The 23936-nt window shown below is 42.8% G+C and carries 21 protein-coding genes; 5 read left to right on the forward strand and 16 right to left on the reverse strand.

Annotated features, from left to right (window positions below):
- Positions 1 to 60: 60 nt before the first annotated feature.
- Positions 61 to 840, forward strand: a complete 780-nt coding sequence (locus DS742_RS22855) for a DeoR/GlpR family DNA-binding transcription regulator (protein ID WP_117419270.1) — start codon at positions 61 to 63, stop codon at positions 838 to 840.
- On the opposite strand, the gene DS742_RS22860 is transcribed toward DS742_RS22855, so the two are convergent.
- From DS742_RS22860 to DS742_RS22875, 4 genes are all read right to left on the reverse strand, one after another.
- The gene (locus DS742_RS22860) at positions 837 to 2156 is read right to left on the reverse strand and encodes a glycoside hydrolase family 28 protein (protein WP_242996693.1); all 1320 of its coding nucleotides are present in this window, start codon (positions 2154 to 2156) and stop codon (positions 837 to 839) included. The genes DS742_RS22855 and DS742_RS22860 overlap by 4 nt on opposite strands.
- 147 nt (positions 2157 to 2303) lie before the next feature.
- Positions 2304 to 3149, reverse strand: coding sequence for a carbohydrate ABC transporter permease (locus tag DS742_RS22865; protein ID WP_117419271.1), 846 nt, complete (start codon positions 3147 to 3149; stop codon positions 2304 to 2306).
- A 5-nt stretch (positions 3150 to 3154) separates the two neighbouring features.
- Positions 3155 to 4066 (reverse strand): carbohydrate ABC transporter permease, encoded by a 912-nt coding sequence (locus DS742_RS22870; RefSeq protein ID WP_117419272.1) that lies wholly within the window; start codon positions 4064 to 4066, stop codon positions 3155 to 3157.
- 79 nt (positions 4067 to 4145) lie between these two features.
- Complete coding sequence (locus DS742_RS22875) at positions 4146 to 5516, reverse strand: ABC transporter substrate-binding protein (protein ID WP_117419273.1); 1371 nt, start codon at positions 5514 to 5516, stop codon at positions 4146 to 4148.
- 213 nt (positions 5517 to 5729) lie between these two features.
- Between DS742_RS22875 and DS742_RS22880 the strand changes: the two genes are divergently transcribed.
- Complete coding sequence (locus DS742_RS22880) at positions 5730 to 7484, forward strand: sensor histidine kinase (protein ID WP_117419274.1); 1755 nt, start codon at positions 5730 to 5732, stop codon at positions 7482 to 7484.
- The gene (locus tag DS742_RS22885) at positions 7478 to 9019 is read left to right on the forward strand and encodes a response regulator transcription factor (RefSeq protein WP_117419275.1); all 1542 of its coding nucleotides are present in this window, start codon (positions 7478 to 7480) and stop codon (positions 9017 to 9019) included. The genes DS742_RS22880 and DS742_RS22885 overlap by 7 nt, the downstream gene beginning before the upstream one ends.
- Before the next feature lie 394 nt (positions 9020 to 9413).
- Here the strand turns inward: DS742_RS22885 and DS742_RS22890 are convergent, their stop codons facing one another.
- Positions 9414 to 10388 carry an SIS domain-containing protein gene (locus DS742_RS22890; protein ID WP_117419276.1) on the reverse strand — a complete coding sequence of 325 codons (975 nt, stop codon included), beginning with the start codon at positions 10386 to 10388 and terminating at the stop codon, positions 9414 to 9416.
- Between the two features lie 160 nt (positions 10389 to 10548).
- Here DS742_RS22890 and DS742_RS22895 point away from each other — a divergent pair, with 160 nt between their 5' ends.
- On the forward strand, positions 10549 to 11517 hold the full coding sequence (locus DS742_RS22895) for an SIS domain-containing protein (RefSeq protein WP_117419277.1): 969 nt from the start codon (positions 10549 to 10551) through the stop codon (positions 11515 to 11517).
- Between the two features lie 86 nt (positions 11518 to 11603).
- Here the strand turns inward: DS742_RS22895 and DS742_RS22900 are convergent, their stop codons facing one another.
- The 8 genes from DS742_RS22900 to DS742_RS22935 form a co-directional block, all read right to left on the reverse strand.
- Positions 11604 to 12497 carry a PfkB family carbohydrate kinase gene (locus DS742_RS22900; RefSeq protein ID WP_117419278.1) on the reverse strand — a complete coding sequence of 298 codons (894 nt, stop codon included), beginning with the start codon at positions 12495 to 12497 and terminating at the stop codon, positions 11604 to 11606.
- A 42-nt stretch (positions 12498 to 12539) separates the two neighbouring features.
- On the reverse strand, positions 12540 to 13382 hold the full coding sequence (locus DS742_RS22905; RefSeq protein ID WP_242996695.1) for a carbohydrate ABC transporter permease: 843 nt from the start codon (positions 13380 to 13382) through the stop codon (positions 12540 to 12542).
- Between the two features lie 11 nt (positions 13383 to 13393).
- Positions 13394 to 14269, reverse strand: a complete 876-nt coding sequence (locus tag DS742_RS22910; RefSeq protein WP_117419280.1) for a carbohydrate ABC transporter permease — start codon at positions 14267 to 14269, stop codon at positions 13394 to 13396.
- Between the two features lie 68 nt (positions 14270 to 14337).
- Positions 14338 to 15684 (reverse strand): ABC transporter substrate-binding protein, encoded by a 1347-nt coding sequence (locus DS742_RS22915; protein ID WP_117419281.1) that lies wholly within the window; start codon positions 15682 to 15684, stop codon positions 14338 to 14340.
- A 276-nt stretch (positions 15685 to 15960) separates the two neighbouring features.
- Positions 15961 to 16668, reverse strand: a complete 708-nt coding sequence (locus DS742_RS22920) for a GntR family transcriptional regulator (protein WP_117419282.1) — start codon at positions 16666 to 16668, stop codon at positions 15961 to 15963.
- A gap of 118 nt (positions 16669 to 16786) precedes the next feature.
- Positions 16787 to 17635: a sugar phosphate isomerase/epimerase family protein gene (locus DS742_RS22925; protein WP_117419283.1), complete on the reverse strand. Its 849-nt coding sequence runs from the start codon at positions 17633 to 17635 to the stop codon at positions 16787 to 16789.
- A 17-nt stretch (positions 17636 to 17652) separates the two neighbouring features.
- On the reverse strand, positions 17653 to 18807 hold the full coding sequence (locus DS742_RS22930; RefSeq protein ID WP_117419284.1) for a Gfo/Idh/MocA family protein: 1155 nt from the start codon (positions 18805 to 18807) through the stop codon (positions 17653 to 17655).
- Positions 18808 to 18810: 3 nt separating this feature from the next.
- The gene (locus DS742_RS22935) at positions 18811 to 19830 is read right to left on the reverse strand and encodes a Gfo/Idh/MocA family protein (RefSeq protein WP_117419285.1); all 1020 of its coding nucleotides are present in this window, start codon (positions 19828 to 19830) and stop codon (positions 18811 to 18813) included.
- A 121-nt stretch (positions 19831 to 19951) separates the two neighbouring features.
- Here DS742_RS22935 and DS742_RS22940 point away from each other — a divergent pair, with 121 nt between their 5' ends.
- The gene (locus tag DS742_RS22940; RefSeq protein WP_117419286.1) at positions 19952 to 20797 is read left to right on the forward strand and encodes a helix-turn-helix domain-containing protein; all 846 of its coding nucleotides are present in this window, start codon (positions 19952 to 19954) and stop codon (positions 20795 to 20797) included.
- A gap of 14 nt (positions 20798 to 20811) precedes the next feature.
- Here the strand turns inward: DS742_RS22940 and DS742_RS22945 are convergent, their stop codons facing one another.
- The 3 genes from DS742_RS22945 to DS742_RS22955 are packed head-to-tail and all read right to left on the reverse strand — an operon-like array spanning position 20812 to position 23755.
- Positions 20812 to 21570, reverse strand: a complete 759-nt coding sequence (locus tag DS742_RS22945; protein ID WP_117419287.1) for a DUF6062 family protein — start codon at positions 21568 to 21570, stop codon at positions 20812 to 20814.
- Between the two features lie 2 nt (positions 21571 to 21572).
- Positions 21573 to 22262, reverse strand: coding sequence for a response regulator transcription factor (locus tag DS742_RS22950; protein WP_097003163.1), 690 nt, complete (start codon positions 22260 to 22262; stop codon positions 21573 to 21575).
- Entirely contained in the window at positions 22259 to 23755 is a 1497-nt protein-coding gene (locus DS742_RS22955) for a sensor histidine kinase (protein ID WP_117419288.1), read from the reverse strand. Before DS742_RS22955 ends, DS742_RS22950 begins: the two co-directional genes overlap by 4 nt.
- Positions 23756 to 23936: the final 181 nt, after the last annotated feature.

The raw sequence follows: 23936 nt of genomic DNA on the forward strand, positions 1-23936 counted from the left end.
TCTGTTATAATAGAGGAATAACTGCACATTAAAGGAACCGGAATATAAGGAGTAAACGCTATGAGAATTTCCCGAATTGAACAACTGGAACAATATATCCTCGAACACAAATCCGCATCGATTGATACCTTATGCGAACTATTTCAGATATCCAAAAATACGCTGCGCCGGGATCTGGAAGTGCTTGTGGGAAGAGGAACTGTGGAAAAGGTGTATGGAGGCGTTATCGCATCCGAAAATATTTTACCCATACCGGACCTTGTCTCTTTTCAGGACAGGGCCAGCCGTAATTTTTTAAGCAAGCAGCGGATTGCCTCTCTTGCTGCTTCATTTGTGCGGGACAGAGATATTATATTCATTGACAGCGGGACCACTACCATGAATATTGTGGACTTTCTCACCCATTTAAATACAGTCACTGTCATAACCAACAGCATTCAGGTCATTAATAAATCCATGAACTATCCCAATATTGATTTAATCGTGCTCCCAGGCACGTTAAAAAGGGATACTGCATCTCTGACAGGCAGCTCCTGCGTGGAATATCTGGAAGATTACAACATCGTGCGTGCATTCATGGCATGTACCGGCATTTCAGTTGAATCAGGAATCTGCAATGCATCAACGGATGAATATAATATAAAAAAGGCGGCATTAAAAAAAAGCCAGAAGCATTATCTTCTGGCAGATTCTTCAAAGTTTGGCCGGGCATCTCTTATGACCTATGGAGATATGAATCAGTTCGATTATATTTTAACCGAAAAGATGCCGGATGACGCGTTCTGTTCTTTTTGTAAGGAACAAAACTGCACCATTTCCATAGCATCTTATGAGGATTAGACCGTGATTTCTTCCGCGTGGCTTAAGGTAACATCCTGCTTATAGAAAGGTCTCATGCTTTCAGCCACCTTGATCTTTACGTGATCAAACCGGATATCCTTTGCATACTCTGCATAAATTCCGGATATCTTCGTGCGAATCAGTCCATCTCCCTGGCAGGGGCGGATATCATATCCCTCAATCTCCCAGCGGGAGTTTTTCTCCAGAGTGAGGTGGATATTTTCAAAGCTTACGTCTTCAATATAGTTGTCTTCGCTTCCGCGTATAAAGATTCCGTTTTCACCTTTGCAGCTGATATTTTCAAACCGCACATTTCTGATTTTTCCAGCCTTTACTCCCGGTTTTCTGTCGTGGGCCGTGATGCAGACCGGTTCCGCCCTTCCCCACCACTCATGAGAGAAGCGGCGTGTTTCAATGGTAATATTAGAAAATACCACATTCTCCACATTTCCTCCATCCCGGATCTGTATGGAGATTCCACGGTTGCTTTTACTGATAGTGCAGTTATCTACAAGAACATTTCTAAAATCACATTCCCCTTCCGTACCGAACTTAATGGCTGCACTGGTGGAGATTAAGGTGCAGTTTGAGATCACGATATTTTCACAGGGTCCGTAATGGTTATAATCGCCGGAATTTTTTAATACAATCGCATCGTCACCGCATTCAATGTGGCAGCCGATGATCCGTACATTCGTGCAGTGATCGGGATCAATGCCGTCGGAATTTGCCATCTGTAAGTTATTAAGAAGGCGGATTCCCTCAATCAGAACATCGTTGCAGCCCACAAGATGAACGGTCCAGAATGCGCAGTTTACAAGCTTTACGTCACGAATGGTAAGATGATTGAATTTCTCTAAAAGCATCAGGGGAATTCTGGGGTAATAAGTGCCTTCAATGTGATATCCGGAATTATCTCCGTAAAATATGGATTCATTGGCATCTATGGTACCAAAACCGGTGATTGCCACATTCTCCTGTTCATAGCCATAGATAAATGCATGAAATGGCCTGCCGTTATATTCGCTGTTTAAAAAGGAAGGAAGACCTGATTCATGAGCAACAATCCTGCCGCCGTTCGCCAGAGGATAATAATCGTTTAAATCATCACTCGCCTTTAATACGGCACCCATCTCCAAATGAAGCTCTACATTTGATTTAAGAAGAATCGAACCGCTGTTATAGATATGTCCGCCTGGAAGCAGTACACGTCCGCCGCCTGCACCGGTGCATTCATCAATCGCTTTCTGAATCGCCGCAGCATCATTTGCGGTACCATCGCCTTTTGCTCCGAATTCCAATACATTGTAAATCATAATTTCCTCCATTTCCTGTATCCTAATCAGATTGCATTACTAAACTGCCCAATTATACCAATTTAGCATGGCAATTGAAAGGTCTAACTATAAAAAAATGGCAGAGGCGCACAAAAAAGCTGTTTTTTGTACTGCCTCTGCCATTTTTTAACCTTTTAAACCGGAAGTGCTGATTCCTTCCACCAGATACTTCTGCAGACCGATGAAAATTAAAACTGCCGGCATGATGGAAAGCGTTGCCATTGCAAACATAGCTCCGTAATCGGAGGATGAGCCCGGATCACAGAATAGTTTTAAGGCAAGGCTCACCGGATACTTTGCGGACTCATTGATGTAAAGCAGAGCGGAAAGGAAATCGTCCCACCTCCACATGAATGAGAAGATGCTTGCAGTAATTAAAGCCGGTGTGATAAGCGGCAGTATAATTCTTGCAAAAATACTGTAATAGGAGCATCCGTCGATCTTTGCTGCTTCGTCAAGTTCTCTTGGAATTCCGTCAATAAAATTAATCATCAGGTAGATGAAGAAGCCCTGGATTGCAAAATAATAGGGAACAATTAAGGGTCTGTAGCTTCCTACCCAGCCCAGCTTCTGATACCATAAATACTGGGGAATCATTAACACCTGCGCCGGCAGCATCATGGAAAGAAGCATTGCCACAAACAGAAACCTTCTTCCGAAAAATCTGCATCTGGCAAGCCCATATGCAACAAAGGCAGAGGAAAATACCGTACCAAGAGTCGCAACAATTGCAACAAACAGAGAATTTCTAAAAAATACAACAAATCCGGTTTTTGCAAATCCCTTCCATCCGGTTGCATAGTTGGCCAGTACGAACTTTTTGGGTATCAGCTGGCCTGCCGTGGTAAAAATGGTGTTGCTTTCCTTAAACGAACTCATGATCATCCATACAAGAGGGTAAATCATGATCAGACCAAGGCCGCAGACAATGACGTGATAAACAATCCCGCCGATTCTTTTCCTTGTTTTCATGGATATTACACTCCTTCCGTATAGACCCAGAATTTTTTAGTAGCAAATAAGAGTAACGTAATCAGTCCGATGATTCCAAGCATGATCCACGCTAACGCCGCGCCGTATCCGGTGTTATAGAACTCAAAGGATTGCTGGTACATATAAACAGTGTAAAACAAAGTGGAATTTAGGGGTTTCCCCTGTGTAATAATAAAACACTGAGTAAATGCCAGGAATCCATTGATTGTCTGCATAACCAGATTGAAAAATATGGTCGGCGTAAGAAGAGGCAGGGTAATCTTAAAAAACTGGGAAAACCGGCTTGCCCCATCCACTCTGGCCGCTTCGTACAGCGTAACCGGAATCTGCTTCAGCGAAGACAAGAAGATCAGCATGGATGAGCCAAACTGCCAGACTGCCAGGATAATCAATGTCCAGATCGCCGTATTTACATTTCCAAGCCAGGGAAAACTGGATTTGATTCCTATGATCCGGAGAAGATGATTCACCACCCCGTCAGTAGCAAACATACGTTTCCATAGAATCGCCACTGCTACTGAACCGCCGATAATAGACGGCAGGTAATAGGCTGCGCGGTAAAATGCCGTGGCCTTAGTGGTCTGAAACAAAATCAGGGCTACAATCAAAGCAAATACCAGGCGCATGGGAACCGATACAAATGCAAAATAAAAGGTAACACCGATGGTTTTAAAAAACACGGCATCATCAGTAAACATTTTAATGTAATTTTTCATTCCTACGAATACCGGCGGTGCCAGAATATTGTAGTCACAAAAGGAATAATAAAGGGACAGCCCCATGGGAACTACCATGAACAGCAGAAAGCCAATGGTAAACGGAAGGCTGAATACGAATCCTGCCGTGCTTTCCCTGTTCATAAAGCGTCTGAAGTTCTCCCTCTTTTTTTCTTTCATATACGTCCCCTCCGTTCACATATGACTATCTTGTTGAAAACCGGGGCAGAGCTTACTCTGCCCCGAATATTACCGGCAATTATTTCTGGCTCATGATCTTATTGGCACTGTTAAAGAATTCCTCTGCGGCCGTTTTTGAGTCGTATGTACCGTAGCAGAGCTGTTCCTGAGTCTGATTTAACAGGTTAAATACCTCGCTTGCACCATCCGGCTGGGGAGGATTGATGGGTGAACTGTTAGGAGTAACAACCTCGTTGATATAACGGATAATCTCCTGATTGATGGCATCCATCTTGGGGGAAAGCTCATCTGCAATTTTGCTGGATGCAGGAACGCCTCTCTCGCCTAAAAGAATGTTGTTAGCATCGCTGGAATTAATCAGATAATCTAATACTTTCACTGCTTCATCCGGATTCTTTGTATGTGCACCGATGGAGAAGAACTGGCTGGATTTTAAGTAGCCGGACTTCTTTGGATCAGGAGACGGCCAGGTAGTCATACCAATGGTCACGCCTTCCGGAGCTGCGTTCTGAACAGCGGTCAGCTGGTTGGAGTTTGCAAATGCACACCAGGACATGGTTTCCGGGCTGGAGCCATATACAAGAGGATCCTGTTCAACAGAACCGATAGAAATCTCTGCAAATACGCCCGGATCAATGAGCCAGCCTTCTTTTAAGCCGGTTTCATACATCTGGAAGAATGGAATGTAATCTTCTGCCTTTCCGCCCATTTTTTTATCACCGAATAAAACCACATCATAGGCTCTCATGAAATAATCCAGATAAGTCTGGGCTGTACCATAAACGATGGAAGTCTTATATCCGGTTTTTTCATATACCTGACGGCATACAGCCTCAAAATCATCAATGGTCATATAGTCCTTGACTGTAATTCCGTTCTGATCAAGCAGAGTCTTGTTATACATCATAGCCGGTGAGTTAATACCGGCACAGATCGCATAAACACCTCCGTCTACAGTACCGGAAGCCATGGTGTTTTCCGAGATATTGGATACATCCAGGGCGCCTTTTTCAATATAAGGCTTTAAATCAACCAGAAGGTTATTCTTCACATACTGGTCTATGTACATGTAATCCATCTGAACAATGTCCGGAAGGGACTGGCCTGCTGCCGATGTCGCCAGTTTGTTCCAGTAATCAGACCATTCGGAAAACTGTCCTTCAATGGTTACCCCTTTATTCTTTTCAGAATAAAGGTCTAATGCCGCCTGTGTTCTTTCATTTCTGACCTGGTTCCCCCACCAGCTCATAGTCAGCTTCACATCACCGCTTCCACCGGAGGCTTCCTTGGAAGGAGCCGCAGTGGCCGCCTGTGTCGTAGCAGGCGCCTGGGTTGCCGCTGTGGTAGCAGTTGCCGGACTCCCCCCGCATCCTGCCAGAGAGGCCGCTGCCATACAGCATGACATCAGTAATGCAATTTTTTTCTTCATAATACCTTCCTCCTTAAATTTATTACTCATCTTAGGTAATTTTATTATACGTTTCTAAGGATGCACCGTAAATGCGGAAAACCGAGTTCAAAGTGGAAAAAACCGAGGTTTTTTGTATATTTTGTATATTTTTTTCGGTTTTGTGTTGTATTATTGTCGCGTTTTATATATAATCTGTTTATCACACCAGAGCTGTTCCTTTAAGGAGGACGTATGAAAGCATTTATCCGGAATCTTACATTAAAAAAGAAGATCCAGTCTATTGTGTTTCTATGTATCCTGCTCCTTACTTCCGTCTCATTATTTAATATCCGCATGACCTCAGCCGCCCACCAGAAGGTTCTTTATCAGACAGTGGCATCATCTCTTTCCTTTTCTGCCAAAGAGCTTGAAAACCACCTGGACGTAATCAGTACCATGGCGGATATGGTGCTTGCAGACAGTACCATGCAAAAAAACCTGGGGATTTTAAAAGATACAGAACAGATTCAGGAACGAACGGTAGCCTATAAAGCAATCTATGGAATGTTAAACGAATATTATTTTAACTTCAGAAAAAATAACATCCGCTACATGAGCCTGTACCAGGGTAATTTTTCCATACACACCCACATTATTAATAAAAAACAGCTTCCCGATTCCATACGCAGAGACTTAATCGCTCGGGCCGAGGCAGGAAAGGGAAAGAGCATTCTGGTGACGGATTACAGTGACCAGTACGGGCTTTTTATGGTTAAAAACATCCGCCGTACCCAGTTTTTAAAGCTGGATTCCATTGGAAGTCTGATTGTAAATATTGACATGAACCAGCTGACTGATTCCTCTACAGATACCAGTCATCTTTATGAATCCGCGGATTATATTCTGTATGATGGGGGGAATCTGATCTACCATTCTTCTGCTATTACCACTGATCCGTCTGTAGTTTCAAAAATTTCGGTTTCCCGGTACGGACTGTTCCAGTCTGTGGGAAAAAACTACTTTTATGTAAGGCAGGCTCTTCCCAATTATAACTGGGATTATGTCTGCATCATTCCATATGACAACATATCCGCTTCTCTTAAGACAAGCTTTCGATTCTCCTTTTTTATTACCATCATTGCAGTAATTATTTCCAGCATTCTTTCTTCCGCGCTGATTGACTCTATCATCAGGCATTTTAATAACCTGCTGTTAAAAATGAAGAACTTCGCTGACGGACAGAAAAACGCAATTAACATTTCTTATGATTATACAGGGCGAACCGATGAACTGGGCATTCTGCATACCCGGTTTGACCAGATGGTTAATGAGGTAAATGAGCTGATCCAAAACGGCTACCTGAATGAGATTTTAAGAAAGGAAGCCCAGCTGAAAGCCCTGGAAAATCAGATGAATCCCCATTTTCTCTACAACACTCTGGAATCCATCAACTGGAGGGCCAAATCGGTAGGCGCAAAGGACATCTCTTCCATGGCTGAGAATCTGGGAACTCTTTTAAGAATTACCCTGGATCAGAAAAATAAAGAAGTTCCCTTAAGGAGGGAGCTGGAACTGGTTCAGTGCTATATGACCATTCAGAAATTCCGTTATGAAGACCGGCTGGAATATAAAGTTACTGTGCCTGATGATCTTAACTCCTGCTATGTATTAAAACTGACCCTGCAGCCACTGGTTGAAAACTCCATACGATATGGCCTTGAGGAGAATACGGAGGGCTGTTTTATCCACATATTGGCAGAGCGGTCATCTGATATACTTTATGTTTACATAAAAAATAACGGATCTGTTTTTGAAGACCAGCTGTTAGAAAAGCTGAAGACCAATCAAATCAGCCCCCATGGCTTTGGAATCGGGCTGTTAAACATTCTGCAGCGGATGCAGCTGACCTATGGAGAGGAATATGGTCTCACCCTCTATAATGAAAATGAACAGGCAGTGGCAAGGCTTGCCTTTCCTCTTGTACGAAAGGAGAATGGAAATTGCTGAAATTAATGATTGCAGATGACGAACGAATGATAAGGGAGTCTATTTCCAGTTTAATTGACTGGAACAGTCTGGGAATTGAGCTGATCGGCTGCTGCGGAGATGGAATTGAGGCGTATAACATGATACTTGATGAGTCTCCGGATATTGTCCTGACCGATATCCGTATGCCGGGTATTTCCGGTCTTGAGCTGGTTGAACGGGTCTCACAGACAGACATGGATATTCAGTTTATTATTTTGTCCGGATTTGGGGAATTTGAATATGCCAAACAGGCCATGAAATACCGGGTTCATCACTATCTGTTAAAGCCCAGCAATGAAGAGCAGATTATTGAAAGCATGAAAGATGTGATTAAGGAATATTATCACAGGCGGGCATTTAAAGATCTGCAGGACCGGCAGAAGGCACTGACCTACCATCTTCATCACAGCGTACTGGCAAATATCATTAACGAAGGAATATTTATGGAGGACTGTACCCAGCCTGCCTGGGATGTATATTCCGGATTTATGGATTTCTGCTACACCGGTTATGAACTTTGCTACCTCCATTATCTGGAAGAACCTCTCCTGGAAACCGCCCTGCGGCTGATTAATGATTACATGACAGAAAGTGCGCCCGGAATTGCCGTATACAGCATTTACGTTAAAAATACCCTGATTCTGTTTTTTGAAAGCCACCAGGTATCCTATGAATTACTGGATGATTTCATGAGCCGGCTTTCATTTAAAGACCAGTCAGTTACACCGGATTATCACAGAAGTACGTATCCCAATCTGATTCAGCTGATCGAAACCTTAACTGCAAAGATCAGGCGGTATGGAATGATCTATTTCATGAATGGACTGAGGCCTGTACCAATCTGCAATTATAAAAATCTGATTGAGAAGATAGAGCAGCTGACCAGTCTGTTAATGGAAGCTGATACAGCAGTACAGCAGGCAGGTTTTAAAGAACTTGAAAGCACTCTTCATGATATCAGCAACCCTGATTTTTTAAAGCAGGCGGGTTCCCGTATTATTATTAAATTAACTGCCGGAAACCGCTATGGCTCATCAGTCGTGGCAACAGAATATTTAATGACACTGAACCAGCAGACGGATCCGGAGATCATCCGCAACATGCTTATGGAAAAAATCAGCAGGATACTGGACGACTCGTTAGAAACCTCTAAACCCTACAGCCCTTTTATTGAAAAGGTCATACAGTATGTGGAAAATAATTTAGACAATCCAAGTCTGACACTGAAATGGATCGCCGACAACTACCTGTTCATGAATGTGGACTATGTCAGCGCCCGTTTCATGAAAGAAACCCGGCAGAAATTTTCTAATTACCTTACAACCCAGCGGATCCAGAAGGCAAAGCAGCTTCTTTCCGAAGGGCGTTCAGAACAGATTCAATGGATTGCAGAAAAGGTGGGCTGCGGAAACAATCCACAGTATTTCAGCCAGATCTTTAAAAAGAATACGGGTATGTCACCAAGTGCTTACGTGAAGCGGATTAATGGAGAAGAATTAAATTCTCCCAATTGATATTTCTTACCGGCTTCACTTTAGAAAAGATATTGACATTTATATAAAAGAGATATAAGCTCTAATGCTGTGCTCACACGAATTTATATAATTATTACCCCTCTTTTAATGATTTGCTTTGGGAAGCGCATATGGAAATTGGAACAAAGTTTATTCAGCAAATGAACTTGATCCTTGAACGCATACAAGAAAATTTGTTGCCAGACAATAAATACCTTGTTAGCCAATCACTAATAGATACAGGCTTTTATAAAACTGTTATTCACAAATTATAGCTGGAGATTTAAAACTATAAAATTTATACCTTCTCCCTGTATAACAGAGGGTTTTATTGTATGTAATACACCAGGAGGAAGGTACTGCCATATTTCAGTACCTTCCTTTTAAACAGCTGTTAATACTCCACTTTCCACATATATCTTCTTGTAGTCAGAGGATGTTCCCTGGACTCTGCCAGTGCGTGGTTATAAACATCATAAACGTTATTAAACAGAGAATGATTAAAATAGGATACCACGGAGGAGTCAATCGTAGAAAGCCCCAGCTCTTTTGCATCCAGTACTTCAATTCTCTTTGCATACTTCTTTAAAAAGGTCAGCGCTCTCTCATCCAGTTCCTTGGTAGGGCCTTCACTGATCTGGATAAAAAAGGGGACCTCGGCATCGGTAATCTCAAATGGACCATGGAAAAATTCCCCTGTATGTATGCTGGCAGAATGAATCCACTGCATTTCCATGAAAATACAAATGCTCTCCATATAAGCCGCTCCGTAACCGGCACCGCTTCCCATGTTGTAAATTACGCGGTCCTCTTTGTATTCCCGGGCAAAAGCCATGGCACGCTTTTCCACCTGTCTTCGCGCACGCTTTACAATTCCGTCAATTCTCGATACACCTTCCAAAAACGTTTCATAATTATCATAACCTTCTGTCTGATGAAGAATCTCAACCGCAGCAAGAAGCCCAACAACCGTCTTTTCTCCAGCTATATCCTTATCAGGTCCAAAGGTATAAGAAACCACATAATCAGCTACTTCCGTGATAGGTGAATCCGGTGACCAGGTCAGTGCAATCACGGGTATACCGGCTTCATAAGCCATTTTTGCAGCTTTCACTGTTTCAGGTGTATCCCCTCTGTGTGAAGCCGTAATCACCACTGAATTTTTCCCAAGTCTCCTTGGTGTATTATGAAGAAATTCATTGCTGTTATACCAGCCTGCATGGATTGACTGGGATTCTGTTTCCAAAAAAATCTTAGCTGGATAAAAAGCACCTAAAGAGCCTCCGCATCCCACAAAGTAAACTTCCCGGATACCTCCGTCCTTTTGTTTCTTCTCAATTATTTCTGTCACAGCTTCTTTTACCGTCATATCAGGTTCCTCCTCTTTATATTTATATAATGTATTATAACATTATATAAACTATTTTCAAGTATTTTCGGGAAATACTGTTTATATTCGTTGACACTTGTATTATGATGTTATATAATGTTTGTATTAAATAAATAGAATTAACTGGAGGTAACATACTATGACTGTTAAAGAAATCGTATCTGCTGTCAAAAAGAACAGGTCTGAAATCAAATCCGTGTATTTTGTCGGCTGCGGCGCTTCCATGTCTGAACTATTCCCAGGCAAATATTTTCTGGAAGCAAATGCAAAAAAACTACGAGTCAGCATTTACACCGCAAATGAATTCATCTATTCCACACCCGCTGCAGTAGATGAGTCTGCGATTGTAATTACATGCTCCTTAAGCGGTACAACCCCTGAAACGGTAGCAGCATCTAAAAAGGCAATGGATTCAGGCGCCTGTGTAATATCTGTCACCCATATTGACGGTTCTCCTCTTGCTGTTGCATCTCATTACCAGATTATCCATGGATTTGAGAAGAACTACGCTGCCAAGATGGAGAAGATGACATTGGTCCTGGCTCTTGCAGCAGAAATCCTAAATACATATGAGGGATATAAATATTATGATGACATGGAAGCCGGTTTCGGAAAAATCTATGATCTGATTGAGACTGCCGTTTCCTCAAGTCTGCCTGCTGCCAGGGAATTTGCTGAAAAATATCAGGACATCCCGCTGTTATACGTCATGAGTTCAGGTGCCACCCAGATGGTTTCCTATTCCTTCTCAAGCTTTCTTCTCATGGAAATGCAGTGGATACCTGCAAGTTCTTTCCATGACGGTGAATTCTTTCACGGTCCGTTTGAACTGGTAGACCGGGATGTCCCTTATCTCCTGCTGATGAATGACGGTCCTACACGTCCGATGGATTCCAGAGCGTTGACATTCTTAAAACGTTTTGATGCAAAGGTGACCGTTTTAGATGCAAAGGATTTCGGCTTAAGTTCACATATCAGCGCATCTGTCGCAGAATACTTCAATCCAATGCTTATAAGCGGAGTTTTAAGAGTGTATGCGGAGCAGCTGGCACTGGTGCGCAACCACCCGCTTACAAAAAGAAGATATATGTGGAAGCTGGAGTACTAATAAAATCCCCTGTAAGAAAAGCAGTGAAAAGAGCTTATATTTCCCTGATTCACTGCCCCTCTCTTACAGGGGCTTTTTTCATTCAGTCAGAATTTTCTGCCGCAGCCGAAAGAACCTTCTTTCTGACAGTTACGGGCTGAATACACCGCTGCTCTGTAAAGACTTCCTTTTACAGTTAAGTCCTTGTATTCCTCTGCCCGCGTAATTCCCAGTTTTCCCCCGCTTTCAGGAAAATCAGCCGCATATTTCATCCCTTCCAGATAACTGGCCAGGAAGCAGGTAATAAAAGAATCTCCTGCGCCCATGGTATCGACCGCCTTTACCAGACAGGGAGACTGCCGGTACAGCTTCCCGTCAACACAGACAACCGCCCCCCTGGCGCCTCTGGTGGCAATCACAATATGACGACAGCCGTACGAGAATATATCATCAATCTGCGCCTTTATTTCCTCCTCGCTCATCTCTTCTCCGCAGGAGACACAGGCACAATCCAGATAAGGTACTGTTTTTCTCAAATATTCTTTGTCCGCATAATTAGAAAAATCCATGGATAAAAAGGAAGCCGTCTGTCCGAGAATGGGAAGCTGGCTCTCTATGTGGCTGAAAATACTGGTATGAACCACGTCAAAATCTGCTATATAGGATTTATCCATATTCGTGAGTTCAAGCGGATGCTGATTGGATATTCCCCCTTTATTGCTTCCAAGAAACACCCGGTCTCCCTCCACAATCTCAACTTTTGCAGCACCATTTTCACCTTTATAAAAGCGGCATCTGGAAACCTCTATTCCCATAGAAGTAATACTTTCGTATACGTGTCTGGCGGCCTCGTCATCCCCGAAGTTTCCCATGTAGGAAGCAGCATGCCCCATCATACCGGCATAAACTGCAAAATTTAAAGCATTTCCTCCAGGATACATCGTTTGTATATGCATGTATTGATCTACCACATTATCTCCCAGCCCTAATACTCTTAACATCTTTTCTCTCCTTTTTCCTGCATAACTGCATTATTTCATATATCACCCTTTTACAGCTCCCTGTGTCAGCCCTCTGACAAACTGTTTCTGCATGCACAAAAACAGGCACACCATGGGAACTGAGGCGATTAAAATTCCCGCCAGCATAACTACATAATCCGATTTTAAGTCTCCCTGAAATGCCATAAGTCCAAGCGGAATCGTCATAATTGATTTACTTTCCAGAAAAACATTGGCAAACAGGAATTCATTCCATACAAAATTTAAATTCACAATGGCACATGAGGCAAGCACAGGCTTACTGACCGGTACAATAATCATGAAAAATCTCTGCAGGCTGTTACAGCCATCAACAATGGCCGCCTCCTCCAATTCCTTTGGAATGGAGATAAAATAGGACCGCAGCAAAAACATGGTAAACGGAATCCGAAATGCCACATAGGGCAGAATAATAGCCCACTGAGTATTATACAGTTTAAACGACTGCAGAATCTTATATAAGGGAACCAGAGCAACCTGTTCAGAAAGGGCCATGCCTCCCAGGATGAGAATAAAGAAAAAATTACTGCCTGGAAGCTGAAATCTGGTTAACCCATATGCCAGAAAAGAGCTGATAAAAAGGATTAAAACCAGGGATACCCCACTGACCAGAAGGGAATTTTTAAAGTAGCTGAAAAGCCCTTTGTTCCATGCAGTCACATAATTAGCAAACAGCCACTTTTGAGGAAGAGCCAGGGAATTGATAAACATCTCCTGATTTGTTTTCAAAGAATTCAAAACCAGCCACATCACCGGAAAAAGTATGATGCACACGAGAAAAATCAGGAAGCAGTGAAGAAGTATTTTTAGCACGGTTACGTGTGAATTCCAGGAATGTTTCATCATGTACACCTCCTTTATATCTGGCCGGACCTTGAGGCCCTCAGCTGTATGACAGATGCCGTTACTGTTATTGCAAAGATCAGTACTCCCGTTGCAGCTGCCATTCCCATGTCATCATGGAGAAATGCGTTCTGGTAAAGATACAGTCCAAGCACCTGGGAATTATTACCTGGTCCACCTCCAGTGGTGGAGTAAACCTCAGTGAACAGTTTAAATGCGCCAATTATAGTTATGATGGAACATACCAGAAGCTGTTCCTTTGCAAGCGGCAGGGAAATACTGACCGCACGTCTGACCGGGCCTGCCCCGTCAATTAATGCCGCTTCCAGATAATCCTCCGGAACGTTTTGGAATGCCACTACCATAAGAAGAGTAATGTAACCGGTAAACTGCCACTGACTCATGGCTATAATACAAAATATTGCCAGCTTCTTATCTCCCAGCCATGTCTGCTGGAGCTGTTCCAGACCTGCATTCTTTAAGAAGGTATTCAAAAGACCGACCTGAGGCGAATAAATAAAGCTGAACATCAGGCCTACTGCAGTAAGGGAAATCAACGACGGTATAAAGTATATATTTCTGTAAATGCCCCTGGCTTTTCCTGTAAGTCTGCTCTCTAAAAGCAGGGCCAGAAATGTCCCAAAACCCACCTGTACCAGAAGCGAAATCAAACAGTAATATATATTGTTCCGCATCATGATGGGGAAAACTTCATTGGTAAACAGCCGTCGGAAATTATCAAGTCCTACGAATTTCATAGCTGAGGAATAGGAAGACAATCGGAAAAAGCTGTAAACACAATTGACTATGATCGGAATATATACAAAGCCAAGCACCATAAAAAGTCCCGGCAGTATATACAAATATGGCGCTAATTTCTTTTTTTTCATCTGGACCCTTCCTTTTTCGTCAACAGGGAGCGTATGACCGCTCCCTGTTAAGCTGATATTCTTCTCTATTACTGAACCAGTGACTGCGCTTCTTTAGCCGTTTTCTGAACCTTCTCCATAGCTTCCTTCGGAGTTACATCACCGTTTGTGATATCGGATATAGCGGTTAAATAAGTATCACATACGGTTGAATATAAGGAACTGTCGAACCACGGTCCCATTTCCTTTGCGGAAGAAATAGCTTTGTATGCATCAATTAAAGACTGATCCTTAAGTCCGGCATCAACTCCTTTGGAAGCATTGAACCAGCCTACATCTTCTGCCTGCTGCGCTCCCACTTCCGGTCCTAAAAACCATTTTAAGAACTCCACACATTCCTCTGGATATTTCGTCTTAGAAGAGATTACGAAGCCTTCCGGAGAACCAGTCAGCAGATCCGGATTACCGGAACCTTCTACAACTGGAAAGTTAAACATACCCCAGTTTAAATCTGCATTCTCCTGTTTTACATTGGTAATTTCAACCAGCTCTGCATACAGCATGGCTGTCTGCCCCTGTGTAAAGCCCAGTCTGGCCATATCGTGAGTCTGCCCGTTCACTCCCGCGTTCATGTATGGTACCAGCTGCTGATAATATTCCAAAGCTTTCTCATATCCCGGATCAGTAAACTCACCTGTTTTCGGATTGTAGTCCTTTGCTCTCACATCATCGGCAACAAGCATCTGATTTAATGTTCCCACATAATGGCATGCCGGCCACTGGTCCTGATTACCTTCTGCAATGGGGGTAATCCCGTCTGCTTTCAGTTTGTCACATACAGCAATAAATTCATCCCATGTTTTTGGGATTTCAAGTCCTTCCTTTTTAAATATGTCCTTGTTATAGAAAAATAATTTGCCATCCAGTCTGAATGGAACACCGTAAACCATTCCATCATCTGTGGTGTATTCCACCATCTGGGTATCCAGAAGAGAATCTTTCCATTTTGCATCCTTTTCCAGATAGGGATTGAGATCCAGAATGAGATTTTCACGGATAAAACGTTCAGAAAACTCACCGCCCCAGCTGAAAAAGATATCTGGTGCCTCATCAGAACCTACAACCACTTTGATCTTTTCTTTGTATGGCTGATTCTGGGCACTGGTGATTTCGATATCAATGTCAGGGTGAGCTGCTTCGTATTCCGCGACCTTTTTCTCAATGAATGAGTTGGCCGGATCATCAGGGAAGCGGTGAAACAGTTTTATGACTTTCTTTTCTCCTCCAGATGCTGCTTGTGTGGAACCGGCCTTTGCACTTTCTGAGGGTGCTGCGGCGGAAGAAGATCCGGCGGTATTACCGCTGCAGGCAGTCATTGACAGGGCCATGACACAGGATATTCCTGCATACACCGCTTTTCTAAAACTTTTTTTCATAATTATTCTCTCCTTTCTTGTACCCGGTAAATCGTTGTCCGATTATGTATGTGTTGTATGCATACATCTTATTACAACTTGGATACATTATATTATGTTAAATAACTTTTTGCAATAGCTTTTTTTAAATTTATTGTATAATTTAACATCAATTTTATTAGTATCCCGTTTTTGGATAGCAAAAATGACGAAAATTTAAGAAAATAAAGGTTCACTTTCCAAAAATCTTCGTCATTAATAAGTTTTATTTTTTTTATTAATTCTTTACTTAAAAAATCAAGTCAGGATTGTCAGTTTATACCGTTCCGGATTGATAATCAGTTTACAATAATGGATCACTTCTCCAGCCTCATCCATCACCTGATCTCTGTGAAGCAATAGTGCCAGTCCTTCTTTTACATGAAGATACTCTGCCTCTTCACGGGTCGCATAACAGATCTCAACCGTTTTTACAGCATGGGTCGGTGTGGTATCATGTCTTCGGAGAATGGAATAAACGGAACCCGTAAGGTCCTCTTCCATTAAGTAGGAATATTTGGACGGAAAATAATTCTCCTCCAGCATGACAGGCTCCCCGTCGCTTTTGCGAATTCTTACAATTTTCATGACCCGGTCATTCTCCTCGATATGGAGATACTGGCTGACGGAAACCGCAGCCCATGTCCATTCAAGAGAAACCAGCTCTGTAGATGCGGTCTTTCCGTCATTCTCGCACATTTCGGTAAAGCTTAACAGCTTATTCATCACCCGGTTCAATTTCTTTGCAGCAACAAATGTTCCTATGCCCTGCCGTTTTGTTACATATCCCTCTTCCGCCAGTATTTCAATCGCTTTCCTGACCGTAATTCTGCTGATATCATATGACATACTGAATTCCAGTTCTGTCATCAGCCTGTCATTCTCCTTAAGCTTTCCCTCTATGATCTGCTGCTTAATATCATCTGCCAACTGCTGGTACAACGGGATGATAGAATTCTTATTCATAATTCTCCTTTCTGAACTCTCTCATTGTTTTGTATCATCTTATGATATTATAATAACATGATTGATGAATAAAGAAAAGAATTTGTTTTAAGCGGCATGATCTGACTTAAGTATCTGATTAAATTACTTTCAATATTTTTATCAGAGCATCATGAGCCATGGTAAAAGCCTCTTCCCCGCTCATTTTTCTCTTTTGTTCCCCATGCTGTTCCAAAGCAGAGAAACCGGCAAAATCGCTTAGATGAGGTTCCAGGGATAAAAATCCCTGATATCCACTCTCTTTTAATTTTCCAAGAATTTTTTCCACATTTCCGTCTCCCATCCCTGCGGGAACCACGCTTGCATCCGACCAGAGAGCATCCTTTATGTGAATATAGGAAATGTATGGCTTTAACATCTCATAAGCTTCCAGCGTATCCTGTTTGCACTGGACAAAGTTGGCAAAATCAAATACTGCCTTAAAATGATCTCCATAAAATTCTTTCATAATTTCCAGGCACCGGTCCGCCATATCCCCATAGATATCCTTCTCATTTTCATGAAGAAGAATCACTTCGTTTGCTTTGGCATAGTCCACAAACTGTCCAAGCTGGTCCATTACCTTGTTTTTATAAGGCTCATAGCTGGCATTTTCGGGCATAAAGAAACTGAACATACGGATATTTGGAGTTTCCATCACATGTGCAAGTTCTACCGTGTGTTTAAATAATTCCATATGAGGACCAAACTCATCTGCAATTTTAATTTTTCCAATAGGGGAACCAACGGATGATAATTTTATACCATTGCTGTCAAGGCGCCTTTTAATCTCTTTTGCCTCGTCTGCTGTGTGTTCCACCAAACCCTTTCCATTCACTCCGCGCATCTCCACATAAGACATTCCCAGTTTTTTCAGCACATTCATCTGAATGTCTAAATCCATATCAATTTCATCGGCAAAGCCGGATAGTTTTATTTTATCCCACATAATAATCTCTCCTTTTCTTAATAACTTCCTTCTGTATCAAACACCACACCGGTTCCCTCTTTTTTTCTGGTAGCTGCACGGCGTTTATTCAGCTCCTCTAAAAACAGATTTTCATCAAACGGTATCTCAACTTCCCTGTTCAGCCAGCTGGATAAATGCATGGCGTTTGATAATGTCAGTCCATTGATTCCTTCTTCCCCTTCAGCCACCAGTGGTGTTCCCCTCAGGATCCTGCCTGCAAATGCCTTTAACACTCCTGCATGCTGCTCATTGACGCCATCTGTCTCCACTTCCGTAACAGTACATTCCGGTGTATCAAATCCGCCTTTTGCAGTTTTGCAGAATGTGCGCTCATTTTCTGCCAGTTTATAAAGCATAAGGCGGTCATTCTCACAAACCAGCTTTCCCATCTCCATGGTAATCTCAAACCGGTTTGTACCTGGAGCATCTGCAGTGGAAGTCACAAAAACTCCGGTTGCTCCGTTTGGATATTCTAAATAAGCCGTTACATCGTCTTCCACCTCTATGTCATGCCATTTTCCATTGTGGCAGAAGGCACGCACTTTATCCGGCATTCCGCAGATCCACTGAAGCAGATCCATGTTATGAGGGCACTGGTTCAAGAGTACGCCTCCGCCTTCTCCGTCCCAGGTCGCTCTCCAGCTGCCGGAATCATAATAGGACTGGGTTCTGTACCAGTCGGTAACAATCCAGTTAACCCGTTTGATCGCTCCCAGCTCTTTGCCAGTTACCAGCTCGTGTAGTTTTCTGTAAATGCAGTTGGTCCTCTGATTGAACATCATGGCAAATACACGGTCGGATTTCTGTGCAGCTTCATTCATCTTTCTTACCTGTGCCGTGTAAACACCTGCAGGCTTCTCACACAGAACATGATGACCATGCTCCATAGCATAGATTGTAAGCTCCGGATGCTGATAATGAGGTACAGCAATTAATACAGCATCACATACTCCTGCATCGATTAAGTCCGTTCCTTCTTTAAAAAACAAGGTCTCAGCAGGCACATATTCTTTCGCCCAGGCAATCCGTCCGTCCTCCCTGTCAGCAACTGCTGTTACTTCAATCTCAGGAACCTTCCCTTCTTGAATACTCTTCAAATGGTTCGTACCCATATTACCAATTCCGATAATTCCCAGTCTCACTTTTTCCATGGTTTATTTCTCCTCACTTCCTGCAGATTCATAGATATCCATCATTGTATCAAATGTAAGCCGAACCGATTCCAGATCATTCCCATAAGCCTTCCCTGTATTGACACAATCATAAAAATCATGGATACAGGCTTCATGACCGCTTCCCCAGTAAGATTTTCCTGGTACAAGGCTTTTTTTCGAGCGCCAGATAACAGGTTCCATCTCTCCTGCCTCCTGATAAGTGACTGTATCTCCTTCCACCCGGATAAATCCTCTTTCCCCTGCAATCTCAATAAGAACAGGCGCGTCACTGACGTATGCAGTCGTGGCGTAAAAACTGGCTCTTACAGGATCTTTCCCCTGGGTAAACTCCATATAGGCTTCCAGGGAATCTTCCACCTCCACAATTCCCTTTAAGTGATGGTTCCTCATAGAAGCTTCCGTTCTGACCGGCCTGCCAAGCCAGCGTAGCAGCAGGTCAAGTGCATGTATGGACTGATTCATAAGGGCTCCGCCGCCTTCTGACTCCAGCTTTCCTCTCCATCCGCTTTCCGTGTAATAAGGTGCATCCCTGTGCCAGGTGACAAAGGCTCTGCCTCCCCGCAGAGCTCCTATTTTTCCTTCCTCAATCAACTCTGTCGCTTTTTTCGTTGTCTCGTTATACCGGTTCTGAAAGCAGATTCCAAGTCTTGCGCCGCTTTTTAAAGATGCCTTCTCTAACTGTTCAAATTGCAGCCGGTTAATAGCCGGCGGCTTCTCCATAAATACGTGAAGGCCCTTTTTTAAGGCTATTTCCGCCATGGGAACATGACAGAAATGAGGCGTACAAATATGAATTCCATCCAGTTCTTCTTTCTCAAGCATCTCTTCTAAGGATTCATATGCATGTCCTTTTCCTTCCGTATATTGGCGGCAGAATTCCTCCGCCCTGTCTATACGAATATCAGCCATGGCACAGAGCCTGACTTCTTTTAATTCCCTTAAGATCATGGAATGGACTTTACCAATGTTACCGCAGCCAATCACTCCAACCCGAACCATAATCACTCCTCTTTTCTTTTCCTTGTTTCTTCTGTATTTCTATTATATAATTGTTTTAACGCAATTTGTTTGCGCAGATTGACTATAAACATGCGTAGATTGTCTATTTAAGGAGAAGCCCATGAAAAAGGAAAGTCCCTATCATTACAGTGAATTTACCGATCCCATCAGCTGTGATTTCACCACCAGCAATGTGGCTGGTAATGTGGATTTTCACATGCACAACAGCCATGAAATTTATCTTCTGGTAGACGGCCATATCCAGTATTTTGTAGAAAATGCATGCTATGACATGAATCCCGGCAGCTTGATTCTGTTTTCCAACCGGGAGATTCATAAAGCAATCAATACCTCTAATGAACCCTTTACCAGACTGGTAATTCACGTTAATCCATCCTATATCCGCCCTTATTGTACCCCGTTAACCAATCTCTTAGACTGTTTTCACAGAGATCCTGGAAAAAACAATCTGGTATTGCTGTCCCAGGCTGATCATGAACTTCTCATTTCCATGGCAAAAAATCTGGAGAAGGCAATAAAAAATCGCCGCCCATACGGCAGCGATTTAACAGCGTTAACAACCATTATTCAGATTCTTATACTTATTAATCAGGCCTGGCAGAATACCGGCTCTGTAAAAACAGCGCCAAGGCCCCATAGAGCACAGACAATCATGAATTATATTGATGACCATCTGACGGAGCACCTTACACTTGACTCCATCTCACTTGCCCTGTCCCTTGACAAATATTATTTAAGCCACTTATTTAAATCAGAGACAGAAAGCAGCATCTTCCAGTATATTGTGGTAAAGCGGGTGGCTCTGGCAAAGGAACTGCTTCTGAAAGGACATACCGTTTCAGAAGCCTGCCATCTGTCAGGTTTTATCGATTACTCCAACTTCATCCGCACGTTCCGCCAGACAACCGGCTGTACACCTGGACAATTTAAGAGGCTTAATCCGTAGCAGAACAAAACAGGCTATTTCTGCTTATAGGGAGGATCGGCAGGGTATCCTCCCCTGATTTTCTGCATCCCCCGCTGAACGGCATCCTTTGACTGTTTCCAGTCTGCATCCCTGTTTAAGTAATCATACTTTTCTATAAACCAGTCTATATCACCGGAAACCCGCTCCATATTCTCCAGCATAAGAGGAAAAATCACTGAATACAACTGTGCCTGTTCTCCGTCATTTAAATACCTGCCGGCCTCTCTGATGAGATCTGAGAAGTGATGAAGACAAAAGCCTTTGCTCTTTTTCAACTTTTCTGCAAAGGAAGCATCCTTTTTATACAGATGATAAAATGTAGCAATATAACGATCATATACCGCCGACGACCGGTCGCAGATATAACAGGTCTTCTCTTTCCCCTCAATCCAGCGGCAAATGGAATTTTCCTCTGCCTTCCTGCCGGTGATCCGGTCCTTCAGGGACTTCTTTCCGGGAGTGAAATTTTTAAATTCTTCCTGCATTTCCGAAATCGTCTTCTTGTAGTAAGTTTTTAATATCCAGCCATTCCCAAGGGCATTCCCATATTCAAACATCCTCTTCTGATGGGTCCGGCAAAAACCTGCACAGTCCGTTTTCTCTCTGGTGTCACTTTCCATATAGGAAGCGCAGGACCCCAGTACGAAATCCATCAGTTCTTCTTCCCCTTTCCGTTCCAGATAACAAAACGGGCATTCATCGTCGGCATCCATCGCATCATTTAAAGGAATCTCGTATAGTTTTTCTTTCATAATTACACCTTAAAGCGGTAACCTACACCCCAGATGGTCTCAATATACTGCGGCTTCGCCGTGTTGAATTCAATCTTTTCCCTGATCTTTTTGATATGAACCGTAACTGTGGCGATATCTCCGATAGATTCCATATCCCAGATCTTATTGAACAGTTCTTCTTTCGTATAAACATGGTTTGGGTTCTGAGCCAGGAACGTAAGCAGGTCGAATTCCTTGGTAGTGAAGTTTTTCTCTTCGCCATTCACCCATACGCGCCTTGCAGTCTTATCAATCTTAAGGCCGCGTATCTCGATCATCTCATTATCCGGCATACCGCTGCCGATCAGGCGCTCATAGCGGGCAAGATGTGCCTTTACGCGGGCAACCATCTCACTGGGAGAAAACGGCTTTGTAATGTAATCGTCGGCACCAAGTCCAAGCCCCCTGATCTTATCGATGTCCTCTTTTTTAGCGGAAACCATGATAATGGGAGTATTCTTCACTTCACGGACCTTCCTGCATATCTCAAACCCATCCACTCCAGGAAGCATCAAATCCAGAATGAGTAAATCAAAATCCTCATGGAGCGCCAGCTTAAGCCCTTCTTCTCCGTCATTTTCAATCTCGACTTCAAATCCGCTTAACTCCAGATAATCCTTCTCAAGCTCTGCGATGCTCTCTTCATCTTCCACAATCAATATTCTGCTCATTCCTGCATAACCTCCTGGTATTTTCTTAAAACAAAGTGTATTTCAGTTCCAATTCCTTCCTTGCTGGTGGCCCAGATTCTGCCTCCGTGATCCTCTATAATCTTCTTAACGATGGATAGACCGATTCCGCTTCCTCCCTGGGAAGAATTTCTTGAAGAATCAGTCCTGTAGAAGCGGTCAAAAATGCTGGGTAAGTCCTTAGCAGGAATTCCCTTACCGTTATCTTCGATCTCTACCTGTATAAAATCACCCACATCCTTAATCCGGATATTGATAATGCCGCTTTTCTTATCCATATATTTTACAGAATTGCTGATAATGTTGTTGATGACCCTTCGCATCTGCTCTGCATCTGCTATAATAATCACATCTTCATCTACATAGTTGAAATAACCAAGTTCAATGTTCCTTGCCTCCATCTCAAGCCCTACCTCGTCGATGCAGTCACCAAAATAATTGGATACATTGATTTTAGAGAACGTATAAGGAATCTTATTGGTATCAATCTTGGAATAAAAGGTAAGTTCATCTATCAGCTTATCCATATCATTGGCTTTATTATAGATTGTTCTGATATAACGGTCCAGCTTTTCAGGGGATGAAGCAACCCCATCCATGATTCCCTCCACATATCCCTTGATGGCGGTAATGGGAGTCTTTAAATCATGGGAAATATTGCTGATCAGCTCCTTGTTCTCTTTGTCGTACTGCACCTTTTCCTCCGCCGATTCCTTTAAGCGGATTCTCATCTCTTCAAAGTCCTGGCAGAGCTGTCCGATCTCGTCATCGTTCTCTACCTCAAGGTTGAAATCCAGGTTTCCATCCTTAATCTTCTTGGTAGCAACCTGCAGCCGCCCTAAAGGACTTACAACTGACCGGTATACCCACATCATTAAAATAGCATCGGTAAATAAAATAATCATAATGACCGCAAACAGCATCTCTGCCATCATGACCTTGATCTCAGGAAGAAGCCCGTCTACATTGGATACTATAAATACACTTCCCTTTTCCTGGTCTGAATAAAGGAAGTCCATCTGCTTAACAAGATGCTGAGTCTCTCCGTCCAGATAAATCGCACCGTCAAGCGTGCTGTCTATCTCCTCATACCTGGGCAGCTGTTCATAAAGGCCCTGAGTAATACGGCTGTTGCCGTCATAAATCAGAGTATCCCCTTTTCGCACAATCATATAAGCATACTTGGATGCCAGATTATCATTCAGCTTTTGTAAAAAATCCTGATCATTAAACTGGTCAGGATCGCTTTGTAAGATCCTTTTGATCTCCTTTTGCTCTTCTCTGGTTAAACGGTTAAATATCTGCAGGGAGTTGCCGGATAAAAGATCCACATGCTCCGTTAAATTATAGGCTTTGCGGAATGCCTTCATCTGATAGCTTCCCAAACCTGCCACCACTGCAAAGATCAGGGTCAGAGGAATGACCGTTATGATTATAAACGCTACGACCAGGCGTGTTCTTAATTTTAATTTCACCTTTTCGTCTCTCCCACGTTATTATTGAATTGAAATTTGATAAATATTTAATAATATGTAAGGTATTATAACACACATAGCACTCAAAATTTATAAAACAATTCTAAAATTTAAGTCATTCTGTAAAATAAACGATCCGGTGGATTTTCACATAAGTAAAAAGGGGCTGTAAAATAAGTCC

Origin of the sequence: Lacrimispora amygdalina, from assembly GCF_003432035.1 — a bacterium.
In the GTDB taxonomy this organism is placed as follows: Bacteria; Bacillota; Clostridia; order Lachnospirales; family Lachnospiraceae; genus Lacrimispora; species Lacrimispora amygdalina.